General features: G+C 42.2%; 8 protein-coding genes, 3 tRNA genes and 4 pseudogenes. 4 read left to right on the forward strand and 11 right to left on the reverse strand.

From position 1 onward, the window contains the following. Positions 1-61: 61 nt before the first annotated feature. Positions 62-452, forward strand: a pseudogene (locus GCA01S_RS19680) (ImmA/IrrE family metallo-endopeptidase). Between the two features lie 78 nt (positions 453-530). Here GCA01S_RS19680 and GCA01S_RS17645 read toward each other — a convergent pair. Next, the gene (locus tag GCA01S_RS17645; protein ID WP_017436060.1) at positions 531-1,040 is read right to left on the reverse strand and encodes a DoxX family protein; all 510 of its coding nucleotides are present in this window, start codon (positions 1,038-1,040) and stop codon (positions 531-533) included. 273 nt (positions 1,041-1,313) lie between these two features. Here GCA01S_RS17645 and GCA01S_RS17650 point away from each other — a divergent pair. Beyond that, a pseudogene (locus tag GCA01S_RS17650) lies at positions 1,314-1,505 on the forward strand (winged helix-turn-helix transcriptional regulator); the annotation flags it as partial. Between the two features lie 9 nt (positions 1,506-1,514). Here the strand turns inward: GCA01S_RS17650 and GCA01S_RS17655 are convergent. From GCA01S_RS17655 to GCA01S_RS17675, 5 genes are all read right to left on the reverse strand, one after another. Then, positions 1,515-2,393, reverse strand: a complete 879-nt coding sequence (locus GCA01S_RS17655; RefSeq protein ID WP_042411998.1) for a 5'-3' exonuclease — start codon at positions 2,391-2,393, stop codon at positions 1,515-1,517. Positions 2,394-2,868: 475 nt separating this feature from the next. Continuing rightward, positions 2,869-3,099 carry a hypothetical protein gene (locus GCA01S_RS21125; RefSeq protein WP_052510067.1) on the reverse strand — a complete coding sequence of 77 codons (231 nt, stop codon included), beginning with the start codon at positions 3,097-3,099 and terminating at the stop codon, positions 2,869-2,871. 305 nt (positions 3,100-3,404) lie between these two features. Continuing rightward, on the reverse strand, positions 3,405-4,865 hold the full coding sequence (locus GCA01S_RS17665; protein WP_042411999.1) for a sodium/proline symporter: 1,461 nt from the start codon (positions 4,863-4,865) through the stop codon (positions 3,405-3,407). A 25-nt stretch (positions 4,866-4,890) separates the two neighbouring features. Continuing rightward, a complete protein-coding gene (locus GCA01S_RS17670) occupies positions 4,891-5,856 on the reverse strand; it encodes an ornithine cyclodeaminase family protein (protein WP_042412001.1) in 966 nt (321 codons plus the stop codon). A gap of 57 nt (positions 5,857-5,913) precedes the next feature. Then, the gene (locus GCA01S_RS17675) at positions 5,914-7,080 is read right to left on the reverse strand and encodes an NAD(P)/FAD-dependent oxidoreductase (RefSeq protein WP_155835602.1); all 1,167 of its coding nucleotides are present in this window, start codon (positions 7,078-7,080) and stop codon (positions 5,914-5,916) included. Positions 7,081-7,713: 633 nt separating this feature from the next. Here GCA01S_RS17675 and GCA01S_RS17680 point away from each other — a divergent pair. Continuing rightward, positions 7,714-8,955, forward strand: coding sequence for an aminopeptidase (locus GCA01S_RS17680; protein WP_017436068.1), 1,242 nt, complete (start codon positions 7,714-7,716; stop codon positions 8,953-8,955). Positions 8,956-9,196: 241 nt separating this feature from the next. Here GCA01S_RS17680 and GCA01S_RS17685 read toward each other — a convergent pair whose 3' ends face one another. Further along, positions 9,197-11,956 (reverse strand): dynamin family protein, encoded by a 2,760-nt coding sequence (locus tag GCA01S_RS17685; protein ID WP_042412007.1) that lies wholly within the window; start codon positions 11,954-11,956, stop codon positions 9,197-9,199. Positions 11,957-12,289: 333 nt separating this feature from the next. On the opposite strand from GCA01S_RS17685, the pseudogene GCA01S_RS19690 reads away from it, so the two are divergent. Beyond that, positions 12,290-12,433, forward strand: a pseudogene (locus GCA01S_RS19690) (IS3 family transposase); the annotation flags it as partial. A gap of 72 nt (positions 12,434-12,505) precedes the next feature. On the opposite strand, the pseudogene GCA01S_RS17690 reads toward GCA01S_RS19690, so the two are convergent. From GCA01S_RS17690 to GCA01S_RS17705, 4 genes and pseudogenes are all read right to left on the reverse strand, one after another. Continuing rightward, positions 12,506-13,795 (reverse strand): annotated as a pseudogene (locus GCA01S_RS17690) (PhoX family protein); the annotation flags it as partial. Positions 13,796-13,963: 168 nt separating this feature from the next. Beyond that, positions 13,964-14,040 (reverse strand) — tRNA-Arg (locus tag GCA01S_RS17695). Between the two features lie 384 nt (positions 14,041-14,424). Beyond that, positions 14,425-14,495 (reverse strand) — tRNA-Gly (locus tag GCA01S_RS17700). Between the two features lie 15 nt (positions 14,496-14,510). Continuing rightward, a tRNA-Cys gene (locus tag GCA01S_RS17705) sits at positions 14,511-14,581 on the reverse strand.

A 14,581-nucleotide genomic window follows, 5' to 3' on the forward strand; every position in this document is an offset into this window, starting at 1 on the left:
GAAGTTTTCAAAAAAGCTTATTGTATTATTGGAAAAATAGTGTAATTTTGTACGAATATTGCTGAAAATAGTTAAGCAACTTATTAAAAAACACAAGTCCAATGATCCGTTTCAAATTGCAAAAAATGATCTTATTCGCGGAACTTGGAAATACTCTTTATAGTTCATACAAACGGATTCAGTTCATTCATCTTCATAATCAACTGGATGAAATGATGCAACGTTTTGTATGCGCCCATGAACTTGGACATGCCTTTTTACACCCGAAATCCAACACCCTTTTTAAGAGCTAAAACCCGATTCTCTGTTGAAAAATTAGAAGTGGAAGCCAACACGTTTGCTGTTGAATTACTACTTTCAGATGACGTTATGACTCAATACCAAGCCTGACCATATATGATGCAGCAGAAATACATCGCCTACCAAAGGAACTTGTCTATCTAAAAATTTAACCATCAAAAAGGGAAACGGCCGCACACTTTCTGAAAAGAGAAATGCACGGCCATTGGTTAAAGTTGGGTTCATGATGACTATCTTTGTGACATTGCTGGACGGTGCGGACGGTGCATTTTATGCGTAAACTTACGAATGTAAGGGAGAACCCAGTGGTCAAGGCCATATCTGCCAGCATTCGCACCCGCTACCAGAATGAACACCGTTAACAATACCATTTGCGGGTTGGTGCTCGTCGTTCCCGAGAACATAAACGCAAAGTTCATAACAGCGCCCATTAGTGCAGCAAATGTTGTGAAAATGCCGAGAATCAGTGCAATGCCGACTAAAAATTCTCCCCAAGGCACGAGTACGTTAAACAATCCGACGTTTGGCAGGGCGAAATGTTCGATAAACGCAGCCCACCAGCCTTGCACCGCTGGATGTTCCCCTGCTGCTTTGGCGAGCGCCCCTTTCAAAAATCCCGATGCGTCAAATCCTTCCGTTATCTTATGCCATCCTGCGGTGATCCAAGCATAGCCGAGATACAAACGGAACAGCACCATGATGACGGAAGCACTCGTATGTTCGCGAAGCCATTTAACCATATCCTCGCTCCCCTTTTATTTTTATTGTTCCTTACACTTTTATCGTACTACTTTTTGCGGGAATTGAAACGACTTTGTTCATTATTTCACAATTTATTAAGAAATTTATTACAGCATTCGCAACATTCCTTATAACGATTTTTCGCCTATTGACAACTGCTTTTTTCTATATACAAAAAAGTATATAGAAAGATAGGGTAGCGGGAAATATTTACGATGAAACCAAGATCATCGATCATACCAACCAATCCGTCCTGTTTTCCCGGCAGCCAAAAGAATTTAGAAGAAGGCCTTGTGGACCGCAACGTATATCCTGAAGTACCGATGCGGATTGAATTTACATTGACCGAAAAAGGGAGTGTTCGGCAAACGGTAATGGAAGCGATTAGGCGGTTGGTGCAAACGTGGATGGATGCTGAAAGACAGCGGTTACATAAGATGACACATAAACAAAAGCCAGTCTGAAACTGGCCTTTACTTATATGTCAACAAGCGGCTCAGCCCTTTGAATTCTAAAGCTCGGAAAGCCTGCTCCACTTTTTCCTTGTCTACGTTCCACTCCGCCTCTTCGATTCGCAGCGCTATCGGAAGATCGCAATAAATTTTTGCTAGTTTTCTAGAAAGGTGCAGCATCTCTTCATGTTCTTGCAGTTTTTGCCGCTGCGACTTTGTCAGAAGGGGAAGATGTTCGAGGATTCCTTCAATCGAACCGTACTGGCGCACTAATTTTAGCGCTGTTTTTTCACCGATGCCACGCACCCCTGGATAATTGTCGCTTGCATCACCCATTAATGCTTTGACATCGATCCATTGTGATGGCAGGATTCCCATTTCCTTTCGAAAGCGTTCGAGCGTATACATATGATAATTGCCAATCCCTTTGTCCAGCAAATATACCATTACCGTTTCGGAAAGAAGCTGCAGCAAATCTTGATCCCCTGTCAAAATGGCAATGTCCATTTCGTCTTTCCATTGCTTGGTGAGCGTGCCAATGCAATCATCCGCCTCCGCTCCCAGTACGCCAATGTTTGGAATATCAAACGCGGAAACAACGTGCTTGACTAGTTCAAACTGCGGGACAAGCTCTAATGGCGGCTCTCCTCGGTTCGCCTTATACATCGGAAACATTTCCGTTCGAAACGTCGTGCTCCCCATATCCCAGCAGCAAACGACATGCGTTGGCTCTATATGATGGACGGCAGCGATGAAATGCTTGACAAATCCATAAACCGCGTTTGTCGGAACCCCTTCGCTTGTGAACATAAAATTCCCATGAAGTGCGGTCGCATAAAACGAACGAAATAAGAGCGCCATCCCGTCAATAAGCAGTAGCTTTTGGCTCGTTTGCGTCATGGTTGTTTTCTCCTTCCGGTTTTGTTAACATAATATTTTTATCGTATAAATAGTGGTAATCGTGCAGTTTTTTACATACAATACTTCGAGAGCATTGCCAGGCGGCCAACGTTAAGGTCTCTGTGCTCTTATTTTTCATGACGGGAATCAGGCCGCGAATATATAGAAAGAATAGATCGATGACGGTCTAACATATGGATGGGCGGCAAACAAGGCTTCAGTACCCTTCAATAGCTATGATAAAACAAAGCGTATCGAGATGGCGCAACAGTTTTTCGGCAATGATGTTTCGCTTAATCATTATAGCTGTTTTTTCAAGATAATTTTCTGCTCTCCCTTTTCGTCCGTATACGTGCCGATGGTATCAAATCCATGGCGTAAATTTAAAATGAGCATGTTCCGCCATTTATTTTTCGTTGTTGTCGTTACAACAGAATAGCCATGCTCTTTCAGCCAGTGTCGTGCTGCATCGTCATTAATGTCGAGCCAATCCCCTGCCGGCGATACGCGCTGTCGCCCCCGCCAATCCAGCTGTAGAACTCATTTGCACCTTGTTTATATCCACGACAACTTTTCCATTATCCAAAGCGACAAGAACAAGCAGCCTGTCCACTTTCTGCATTTTGTTGCGAATATTCTCCGACGATGTTTGAAAAATAGTTTCATACAAATTCATGATTTGTTCGATCACATCTTCCGGAGGCATGCCTTCGTATAATTGATATGCATTTTTCCACCTCTTTTCTGCATATTTTATACTTGTCTTATTATTAATTAATTCTTCTAAATCTCTCCATCTTCATCTTTTTGTTCTTCCTAATAGATAGAATCTAAGTTTTTTGAGAATCGAAAAATCGTTTAGGAAATACACATAAATACAGACCGCCGCTTCGCGTGAAAAACAAACGTGCTTATTGAAATATCATGATTCTGCTGGACAAAAAACTGGCTTGCAAATAACACCCCCCTCCTTCATTCCAATCAGAAGGAGGGATTTGCCTTGATTTCATGTTATGTGGCTGTTTCGCAGCGGATTTCTTGCATTTCTTCTTTATCTGGGAAAAGGAGGCTAAATATAATCCCAGCGAGCATGGCAATAAAGAAAGTCGTAAAACGAGAGCTGATGATCGCCTCAAGAGGTGAGGAAATCCAAACGATCGTGCTGATAAATCCGGCAATGATCGTCGCAATCACACCAATACCGGAATATCGTTTCCAAATGAACGCCAAAATGATCGACGGCGACAGCGTACATCCGACTCCCGCCCACGCCCAGCTGACAACAAGATAGACTAGCGATTCAGAGGTTAACGCAATGATTAGCCCTGCTATTCCCGCGATAATGACAACAATTCTTGAAATTTTCACCAATTGTTTTTCCGTTAATTTCATTCCTAACGCGTTTCGAATAATATCCTCACTAATGGAACTGGTGACGACGAGGAGTTGGGAATCGGCTGTTGAAACGATCGCAGCGAGAATGCCAGAAAGCAATATTCCCGCAATCCACGGCGGCAAAAGGTCTAACGTCATATACGGTAAAACCGTTTCTACATCAGCAAAATGATGTCCTTGATACAACGTAATGGCGGTAATTCCGATTAAAAACGCGCCACTATAAGCTAAAAGCGTCCATACAATCGCCATGATGCTGGCGGTTTTTGCCTCTTTGTCATTTTTCAGCGCCATAAAACGCACGCTTAATTGCGGTTGGCCGCCAAGAAAGCCAAAAAACCAAGCAAAGTTGTTAAACAGCAGTAATCCTAAGGCGAATCCAGTCACTCCGCCAGTCCACGAATCAATCCCTGGCTCAGCGGCTTGCAGCGCCTGGCTGATGGATAAATCTCCGCTATAAATATGAAACAAAGCGACAATCGGAAGCACTACTAGCGTCGCAAGCATAATTAAGCTTTGAACCATGTCTGTCCATACAACACTTATAAATCCTCCTACATACGATAAAATAACCACAATGATGGTACTGACAATCATTCCCATCACAGGATCAATACGAAAAACAGTGAAAAGGGTTTTTCCCGCCCCTGCAATTTGTGCACCAAAATAAAACATCATAAAGCTAAGAATAAGAATTGTAGAAATCCATAAAATTATTTTTCCGTGCGCTCCAAACCGCTTAGCTAAATAACCCGGCAATGTCAGCACTTTATATTCATTTGCTTCTTTCATAAACTTCTTCGCTAAAAACAGCCATGAAAAGATAATTCCTAGCGAAATTCCGATTGCTACCCAAATTCCCGATAGACCGGTCGCAAACACAAATCCCGTATATCCTAGCAACAGCCAAGCAGACTCGCCGGTAGCTCTTTCCGAAAATGCTAAAGCCCATCCTGGCAGCTTTTTCCCGCCTAAAAGAAAATCGGAATGGTTAATATCTTTTTTACTATACAAATAACCAATGACTAACATAAATAAGCAATATAGAATAAATTCGGCCATAATGATCGTATGCAATGGGGCCCACTCCTTTTTGACTGGTTTACAAATGGACGTACGCACCCGTCTGTTTTGCAATCGCTCTTTCATACATCATTTCCGCAACAACAAGGTCAAACAGCGCCATACCAGTAGACTTGAAGATAGTCGGACAATCCGTTTGAAAAGTATGGTTTACCTTGTTTGTGACGACTTTAGAAAAAGCAATCATTTGCAATTCGGTTAACCAACTCCTTTCCATTGGATAGCGGATATCTCCGCTTTCCTTTATGGCATCCGGCGTGTCGACAAATATGCATGTCGCATTTTTATATAACGCATCAGGAAATTCTCTCATATGAGGTTGGTATGAGCCGATTCCAACAATTAATTTGCCGTTCCATATATTTGTTTCATCTGGCAGCACAGGCGTTGATGATGTCGTAGCAGTGATGATGATGTCGGATTGCTGAACTAGATCGAGTGGCTGAGCGGCAATGTGGATTTCCACTTCGGATGGAAGACGGTTTTTCAGTGCAGCAATAAAAGCGGGATACTTTGAAGATGTTCGATTATACAAGTAAATGCGGTCAATGCTGCGAATCGTGCAAACGGCCAGCAATTGATATAGCCCTTGATATCCGGTACCGATTAGCCCGACGGTTTTGACATCGGCTGGAGATAAATAATCTACCGCCAGCCCTCCGATTGCTCCTGTGCGCAGACCGGTCAAAACGGTACCATTGAGCAACGCTTTTGCGCTTCCGGTTTGACGGTCTATTAATATAACCATTCCTTGCGTTACAGGATGCTGTCGATTATTAGGGAAAACGCTTACAATTTTCAAACTAAACGATTGATGGGCAATCGAAGGCATTAGCAAAAACGTATTTTCATTGTCTTGGAGCTGAGTTCTTAGCGGCATTTCGTACTGTTTATTTTCATAGAGACAGTATGCCCGCTTCATCGCTTCCATGACATCTTTCATCGAAACGGTTTCGAGCATTGCTTTTTCATCAAGCACTAACATGATGCGTATCCTCCGTTCCTCTTTATGGAAACTGGCCTTGCTCTTGCCTTACAGCATTTACACAACAGCATCTTCCAACACTAAATCGTTTTCCGCGAATCGTTCGAAACGCAAAGGGGTGAGATCAATCGTTTTATATTTTCCGTAATAAATTAATTCGGCCAATCCTATACCGACTCCCGGCGCCTGTTGCATGCCATGCCCGCTAAATCCGAGCGCCATATAATACCCATGCAGTGACGGGTGTTTTCCGATAATGGCGTTATGGTCTGCCGTATTAAAGCTATACAGCCCTGCCCACGCCGCCGTTATCTTCACCGCTTCAAAGTTTGGAATGCGATGCGCCAAAATTGGCCACATTTGCTCATAAAACAAGGAACGTGTCACGGTGAAATCAATTCCCGGCTTTGTATCTTCGGAAAAGCCCGATAAAATTTTACTTCCTTCATGGCGAAAATACACGCCGGTTGGATCAATGGTCAGCGGCAATTCCTTTTTTAACGGTGTTGCTATATCAAATTGGAAAATTTGCCGTTTTAACGGATGAACCGGTAACGGAACGCCGATTTTTTCGCTAAGATATACTCCCCATGCCCCAGCGCAGTTGATCACGATCGAAGAGTGATACACGGTGCCGTCTACGAGCCGAACTCCGCTCACTTTGTTTTCATCGGTGGTGATCGTTTCTACTTCTTTATAAATATATTCCACTCCTAATCGCTGCGCATTTTTCTTATACCCTTGCATCACCGAATAAGGATCTAAATAGCCATCTTCATGGCAGTAAAGCCCGCCCGCTAAATCATCGATATTTAGTTCTGGAATGATGTCCAATAACTCTTGGGCTGATAATACCTGTGACGGAACACCGTATCGGTTTTGCAGCGAGCATTGTTTTTTCAACGATGGAAGCATTTCTTTCGTAGCCAAAAAGAGATATCCGTTTTGACGAAAATGAATCTCCGCCGGTTCGCCATCGATCGCCATCGTTTGCGGAAATTGCTTATATACTTGCAGGCTATATCGACTTAATTGAATGTTAATCGGCGTTGTGTACAACTGTCGAATTCCTCCCGCGCTTCTTGGCGTAGACGAGAACTCGTACAAAGGATCTTTTTCAAAGACAATAATTCTGCCATCAAAGCCAATTTTTCGAAGATGAAAAGCTACACTCGATCCCATTACTCCTCCGCCGACAATGATAATATCCGCTGTTTTCATCAAATTTCTCCCCCTTCATAGACATATCAGCCCTGTCTGCCTATTATGACTTCCGCTCATTCGTTGCACGCACGCCCTTCAACAATAAAAATAACTCGCGACAATGCTCCCTCCTTTTGTAAACGAAATGATCACGGCAAAACAAAAAGCCAGTATACATCATCACGCAAAATGACTATACTGGCCGATGTCTATTGGGCGCATCGTCGGTAAGGACGATGCAAATAGACTACGCAGTATTTCGATTTCCTTTTCTCCAACGAAACAAATCCGATAAACATTTTTGTTATTATTCAAATTATTCTGCATTTACAATCATTATGCACCTTTCTTAAACAAAGTAGGAGTTTGGCAATTGATTCGTTATTTTGGCAACCGTAACCGTTTTGGACGATGATTGGTAGAAAGTAAAATAATATTCGAGCTGAATGATGATGAAAAAATCCATTGAATGAACCTCTTCTACCTACATTTCATCTCGAGGCGAGAAACTTCTTGAGAAAAACGTTAAACCAACATCAATGGTTTTACCTTCGTCTTTTCACAATACCAATTCATCTTCCAAATGTTTGAATGTTCCGAGTTCTTCATATATAATAAAGTTCTACATAATACGAAAAGCAGGGAGTGAAGAACGTGAGCAATAGAGAGCAAAATTTGGAAAAATATGCCGCGCTTGCTGTTCAAGTCGGCGTCAACGTCCAAAAAGGGCAAACGCTTTTTGTGAACGCCCCGCTTGAAGCCGCGCCGCTCGTGCGGCAAATTGCAAAAAAAGCATATGAAGTCGGCGCCAAACACGTCTATGTCGAATGGAATGACGAAGATCTTACATACATTAAATTCAAATATGCTCCTGACGAAGCATTTTTAGAATATCCAATGTGGCGGGCCAAAGGCATGGAGCAGCTTGTCGAGGAAGGGGCGGCGTTTTTATCGATTTATTCGCCAAATCCTGATTTATTGAAAGATGTGGATCCAACCCGAATCGCCATCGCCAATAAAACGGCATCAAAAGCATTAAACAACTATCGCAGCGCACTAATGGCCGACCAAAACTGCTGGTCGCTTATTTCCGTCCCAACGCCAGCCTGGGCGAAAAAAATATTTCCAGACCTCAGTGAAGAAGAAGCGATCGACAAGCTATGGGAGGCGATATTCCGCATTACCCGTGTCGACCAGGACAATCCGATCCAAGCGTGGCAGCAACACAACGACCAACTCGCCAAAATCGTCGATTATTTAAATGAAAAACAATACAAGCAGCTCATTTATGAAGCGCCGGGAACGAACTTAACGATCGAACTGGTCGAAAACCATGTATGGCATGGCGGTGCGGCCGTCAGCCAGAAAGGTGTTCGCTTTAACCCGAACATCCCGACGGAAGAAGTGTTTACGATGCCGCATAAAGACGGGGTCAATGGCAAGGTACGGAATACTAAACCGCTCAATTATAACGGCAACTTGATCGACGGATTTACTTTGACATTTAAAGACGGCAAAGTCGTCGACTTTACCGCGGAAAAAGGATATGAAACATTAAAACATTTATTAGATACGGATGAAGGCGCACGCCGCTTGGGGGAAGTCGCGTTAGTGCCGCATCAGTCGCCAATTTCCATGTCCAATCTAATTTTTTATAACACGTTATTCGATGAAAACGCCGCGTGCCACCTGGCGCTTGGAAAGGCCTATCCGACGAACATTCAAAACGGCACCACCATGTCCAAAGAAGAACTCGACAAACATGGTGTCAACGATAGCCTCATCCATGAAGATTTTATGATTGGCTCTGCCGAATTAAACATCGATGGCGTTACGAAAGACGGCAAACGCGAACCGATTTTCCGCAACGGAAATTGGGCGTTTGAATGGAAATAATGGAAGTGATACGTTTACCACATGTTGGTCACAAAACGGAGAATTTACGCTTTAAATAAGTTATCTAACTTACTGCCACGTCTTTTTGCATACTTGAGAGGACGTAGCTATATTGATTGAATGTAATACTATAGAAGAGTGTCTTAATCGTTCGCATATTACTTTCGCATTCACAAAACGATGAAAACATTTTCACAACGAAAAAAATCGGCCCATGGGCCGATTTTTTCGTTCCATCTCGTTATACTTGAAGAACTCCTTTTGCGGAAATGGTCATCCACTCGTATTGGCGGAGTTTTATTTCAAACAATGTAAGCGGATCGCGGTATGCTTCCGGATTCGATCTCATTTTCTCCAGCTCTTCTTCTTTTTCACTGATTTCTTTTTTCGTTTCTTCCACCGTTTGATTCAACGCGGCAAATGGGTTCCGGAAGAAGATCGAAATATCCCGTTCTAGTGATTTCTCAAACAGTTCGAATTGCAGAAGCAACTTGTTCACAATGGATTCAACAACGTCTAAATAATCCTGATTTTCAACAAACTGCTTGTATTTGTTATATAACATCGCATGGTTTTGCTGGAAGGCTCCAAACAGCTTGCCGGCACTTTTCAATAAAATTTGATACGGTGTGCGGCGGAGAAAAATATTCACCTTCTCCATTTGCACGCCGCTCGTCATCCGGTCTGCATCCCGGCGCCAGTCATCAAGCACTTTAAAGTCGCAATTCAGCTTAAGCCGATCTTCCCCATACATCGCATTAAACCCATCGCTTATTTCATCCAGGAAAGATTGACATTGATTAAGCTCGTCATTTGCCGTTAAAATCCATTCCTGAAGAGAACGATAAAGTTCGGGCAAGACCGTATCATTTACATAAGCACGTACTCTCCGATTCATCTCATCATTTAGTTCCAGGTGAAGTTTACGGAAATCGCTGTCTTCTCGAATCATATCCGAAGTTTCTCGTAAAATTCTCGGAATATTTTCCGATAGATCCGACCTGATTTCCTCCAAGACTTTATGGAACGTTCTCGTGATAATTCGCGCTTTTTCTTCTTTCAAATCAGTTAATTGATGGATTGCACCATTTAGCTTTGTGACCATTTCTTCATTCCATTTAATCGAATCAGCCAGGCTGTTTTCCATTTCTGCCCGTTTATCCAATAAATGGCTGATTAATTGACGAGTAAAGATTAATATTTTTTCAATTCGATCGTCTTCCGCAATTTGTCGGTTCAAGTTTTTCAAGAACTCTGCTAGATCATTTTGCTGTTTTCTGCTTCTTAAACGTGATGAATAGGCAAACACCCGAGCCTCAGGAACATATGCCCGAACTCTCGAACGAGTGTCTTCAATAATCTTGGCGGCTTCATGTTCATCATAAATTTCATCAATTTTATTGAGCAGAAAATGAATTGGAAGATTAGGCGCATATTCCCGAATCTGCATTAGGATCTCTTGTTCTTTTTCGGTAAAAGGATCGTTCGCATCAAGAACAAATAATAAACTGTCAGCAAAGTGCAGATATTTCAACGCTTCACCTTCAATATGATTACGGTCGCTAAATCCCGGCGTATCAATAAGAACCAGCCCGTTTTTCTGCAAAATTGGCGATGGAAGAGAGAACTCCATAATCGCATTGTCAAAAGCCTTATTCAGCCGTCTATCTACTGCCTCCTGGAATTCCTGGAAACTTGAAAATGTTGTTAATTCTTCATCGGATATCTTTCTAATCTCCGTCTCATCATCCCCCTTAAATACAATAACGGATGATGTCGGAGCAGTTAGGATATTTTCTCCGAGGACCGAATTGATAAAAGCAGACTTTCCATTTCCGGAAGTTCCAACTACAAATAAATGATGTGTTTCAAAATCAACCAGTTCTCGGATGATCCATCTGAAGCGGTGACCTGGATCAACATGCTGCGCTTCCGCCCATTTTACGATGGAATCGAATAATGTAAGGCTGTATTCCAAACCATCTGTCTCATTGCGGGAATGGAAAATAAGATTTTCGGCATCATTGACAACCTCTGGGCTAATACTGGATGGAAATTTCTCGCTCCATGCCAATACCGCTGCAGAAGCAAATAAAGCATGAGAATAATCAGCTATTTTGAGCCAGTTCGTTAAGATGTTCGGAATAATCTCCTCCAATTCTTTTATTAAATACTTTCCATCGATTAATTCAAAATACGCTTCCTGATAAAGGGTTGACAGCTTTTTCCAAGACTGTTCCCGGCTTGCATCCAGATTTAAGAAAAGGTGGTTAAATTCCCTCAGCCATGAAAAATAGGAACGCTCGTTTTTATAACCATTCCACAATGCCTCAACCATCTGTTCAAATCTTGTCTGATCCACTTGGTATAACACGGCTAAGCATTTTGAAAAATAATGCGGTTCAAAAATTTTTGTTAATCCTTGTTTTGCATATGTTTTTAAAATATCAAACCAATGATGAGACTCTGTCCGGATCGCTTCATTTACTGCCAGTTCAATTGCGCTCTTCCAATCCTTGTGTTTTTCGAAAAAGGCACGAGCAATGTCAGTAACATTCGGATAGTCCGGATTAAAGGATACCGCTTTTTTAATCACTTGATCAGCATCTTCAAGTCTGCCTTGATCTATGTAAAGCGAAAATAATTGCAATGCAACTTCTGATTGTAAGACACTGCTTTCCGTATCAATGGATTTATAAATCTCTTCAGCCGTTGATAATTGTCCGAGTTCATAAAAACAATCCGCTATATTTTTTTTCGCCCACGGTTCTAAATCATTATGAACGTTTTCCCATTTGAAAATAGCTGCTTCATAATCTTTGTTATGAAAATATACTTCTCCTTGGACAAAACGGATGATGGAAATGTCAGCCGCCCCATCTTTATGCCCGGCAAGAAAAGCTTCTCCGAGCACACGGACAGGATTTTTTTCATCCGCTTCCATAAATGTTTCATAAAATGTTTTTTTGATCAGTTGATTCTCTTGATTCTCTAACGCCATGTCTATCACCCGACCTATATATTTAATCCCTATTAAAACTTTCTTGTTTCCATCCTTAATATTCTAGCAGACTTACTTTTGCAATAAGGTTTCAAATTGTTTTCATTTATAATACAGATTTTTATCATCGTGTAACATTTCAGCTAAATTATGTTATTAATTGAATGGAAATGTAAAAAAGCTGCACAATCCTCCCTCGTGAGAATAATACAGCTTCGATTCGTGCTGGATGCGTTAACCGAAAATTTTTTCGATTTACCTCATTTTGCTCCGTTTTAAAGCGATTTTTTTCCGTGATTATTTCAACATAACCTCACTCAATATTTTAATTTTAACACAGAGAAATTGTATTTAGTACGCCCAAAAACGATCGAACAGTCGTATCAGGCTATTCAGGAGTATATTCATTTTTACATTCACAATCGTTTTCCAGAAAAACTGAACGGCCTTTCTCCGATGGAATATCGAGAAAAGGCCGCAGTTGATATACTCTTTTTTCATTGTCTACTTGACAGGGTTATGTGCAGAGGACAGACTTTCTGTTATCTTTCATTTTTTCTTTTTGCTCTGTTGAGCTTTTTGCTGTTTCTTTAATTCTTTCTGTAGTTTTTCGATATTCGGCAGTCCTTGGATATAACCAACAGCACCGGCCTGATCAATTCCATATGTTGCGTCGATGGCTTTTTTCACATCATCAATGTTTACCACTGTCGGCGCAAAATTGTCTAATTCATCCCCTGGATGCTGAAAATTGCTCATAACGTAGCTAAATCCATTTCGGTTATCGGCCGCTTGAAGCCCCGTTGCCTCCGCACCAGCCGGAACGGATAAAATGCGAGATAACTTTTTCGTATCGACGTTATACGCCCATACAAAATTGTTAATATGTTGGCTGCTGTCTTCCCCGATAAACAATGTGCGATAATCCTCAGAGAAGCTTAAGTTGTCCGGACCAGCAATTTTATTCACGTTTGCTTTATTGCCGTAAGCGTCAGGTTGAGCTAAATCTTCGCCGACAAGAAGCGCCTTCATAGAAGCAGCTACATATCTGCTGTTAATCGATTCACCAGCTATGGTCTTTTGTCCTGGCTTTAAGTTTAACTCATAAACCGCACCAGCTTTCACTTTCGGCAATTGAATGTGGTCCGTTGGGTCTTGATCGTTTTTCTCCATACCTTTGCTTATATCAGAAATCGCTACATATACTTTTTTGTCTTTCGCGTTCACCGCTAAGCCTTCCATTTTATTAAACTCGCTTGTTGCTCCTAACATCGCTGCATAACGGCGAGTTTCCAAAAATGCAGCTGCTTTTTCCATTCCCGGCTTCAATTTCAAGTATTCTATTTTACCATAGTTTGTACCTTGTCCTGAGTATTGCTTAACTGCAGTAAACCCTTCTTTTGGCTCATTGGACACTTCAAAAATATCGCTGAATGTAATGCCTTTATCAATGATCCGTTTAATTTCCTTATCTGTAGCATGACCAAGTTTAATCCACTCTAAATTGCCGGCCCCGCCATTTTCTGCGCTTGTTTGCGTAAATTTCGCCGCATATAAGGTGCCGGCTGACAAATCACGCGGTTTATCAGCTATGTACATAAACAGCATTGTATATTCGCCGTCGTCACCAAAGTAAGCGGTACGCTCATCCGGCATTACAATCATCATTTCATTGGAACGACGTCCGGTGCTGTAATGCTTCACGACGCGCGTCATTCCATCAGCACTGACCATCACTTCAGGAATAAAGCCGTAATAATAAGGATTTGCCTTTTTCTCGTCATCAAAATATAGCTTTGCAAAATCTTTTAAATGGGCTGTTGATTGACTAAGCTTATCTGGTGTGTCAAATTCACATTATCTATTAAACTCCGAACTGCCTGGACAAACTAGCTGGAGCGCTTTTATGACATTGCCTTGAGCGATGGCTGGCATAAGAAAAAACGCTTCCCTCGTTTGCGGCAAATGCCGCAGACGTTTGGAAGCGTTAGCGATCGACTTATGTAATGGCGTCCCAGGAGAGATTCGAACTCCCGACCGACGGCTTAGAAGGCCGCTGCTCTATCCAGCTGAGCTACTGGGACATGGTATTACACACTCTTTAGCTTCGCTGCCCCTTCCTCTGCTAGCGAATTCAGAGAAGTGAGATGCGTCGGGGCAACTCGCAACAATTTCAATAATGTAACGCTTGTTGCTCTATCCTGTCTCTTCCTCTGCCAGCTGATTCAAGGAAGCTGGGTGCGTCGAGACAACTCGAAGTGGATTCAAAGATGTGTTGCTCGTTGCTCTATCCAGCTGAGCTACTAGGACATAACAATATTCACGCTAGATTTTATTTTTCGTTTTCCAATTGTTTTGCTGTCCCTTCCTCTACCAGCAGATTCGAGGATGCTAAATGCGTCGGGACAACTCGTAGCTAATTCATAAGATGTATCGCTCGTCGCTGAGCTACTAGGACACATAAATAAAGCGGGTGATGGGAATCGAACCCACGACTTCAGCTTGGGAAGCTGAGGTTTTACCACTAAACTACACCCGCACGGCTGAAACTAGAAGGCGGCACCCGGATTCGAACCGGGGATGAAGGTTTTGCAGACCTCTGCCTTACCACTTGGCTATGCCGCC

It is taken from the genome of Parageobacillus caldoxylosilyticus NBRC 107762 (genome assembly GCF_000632715.1).
GTDB classification, from domain to species: Bacteria; Bacillota; Bacilli; order Bacillales; family Anoxybacillaceae; genus Saccharococcus; species Saccharococcus caldoxylosilyticus.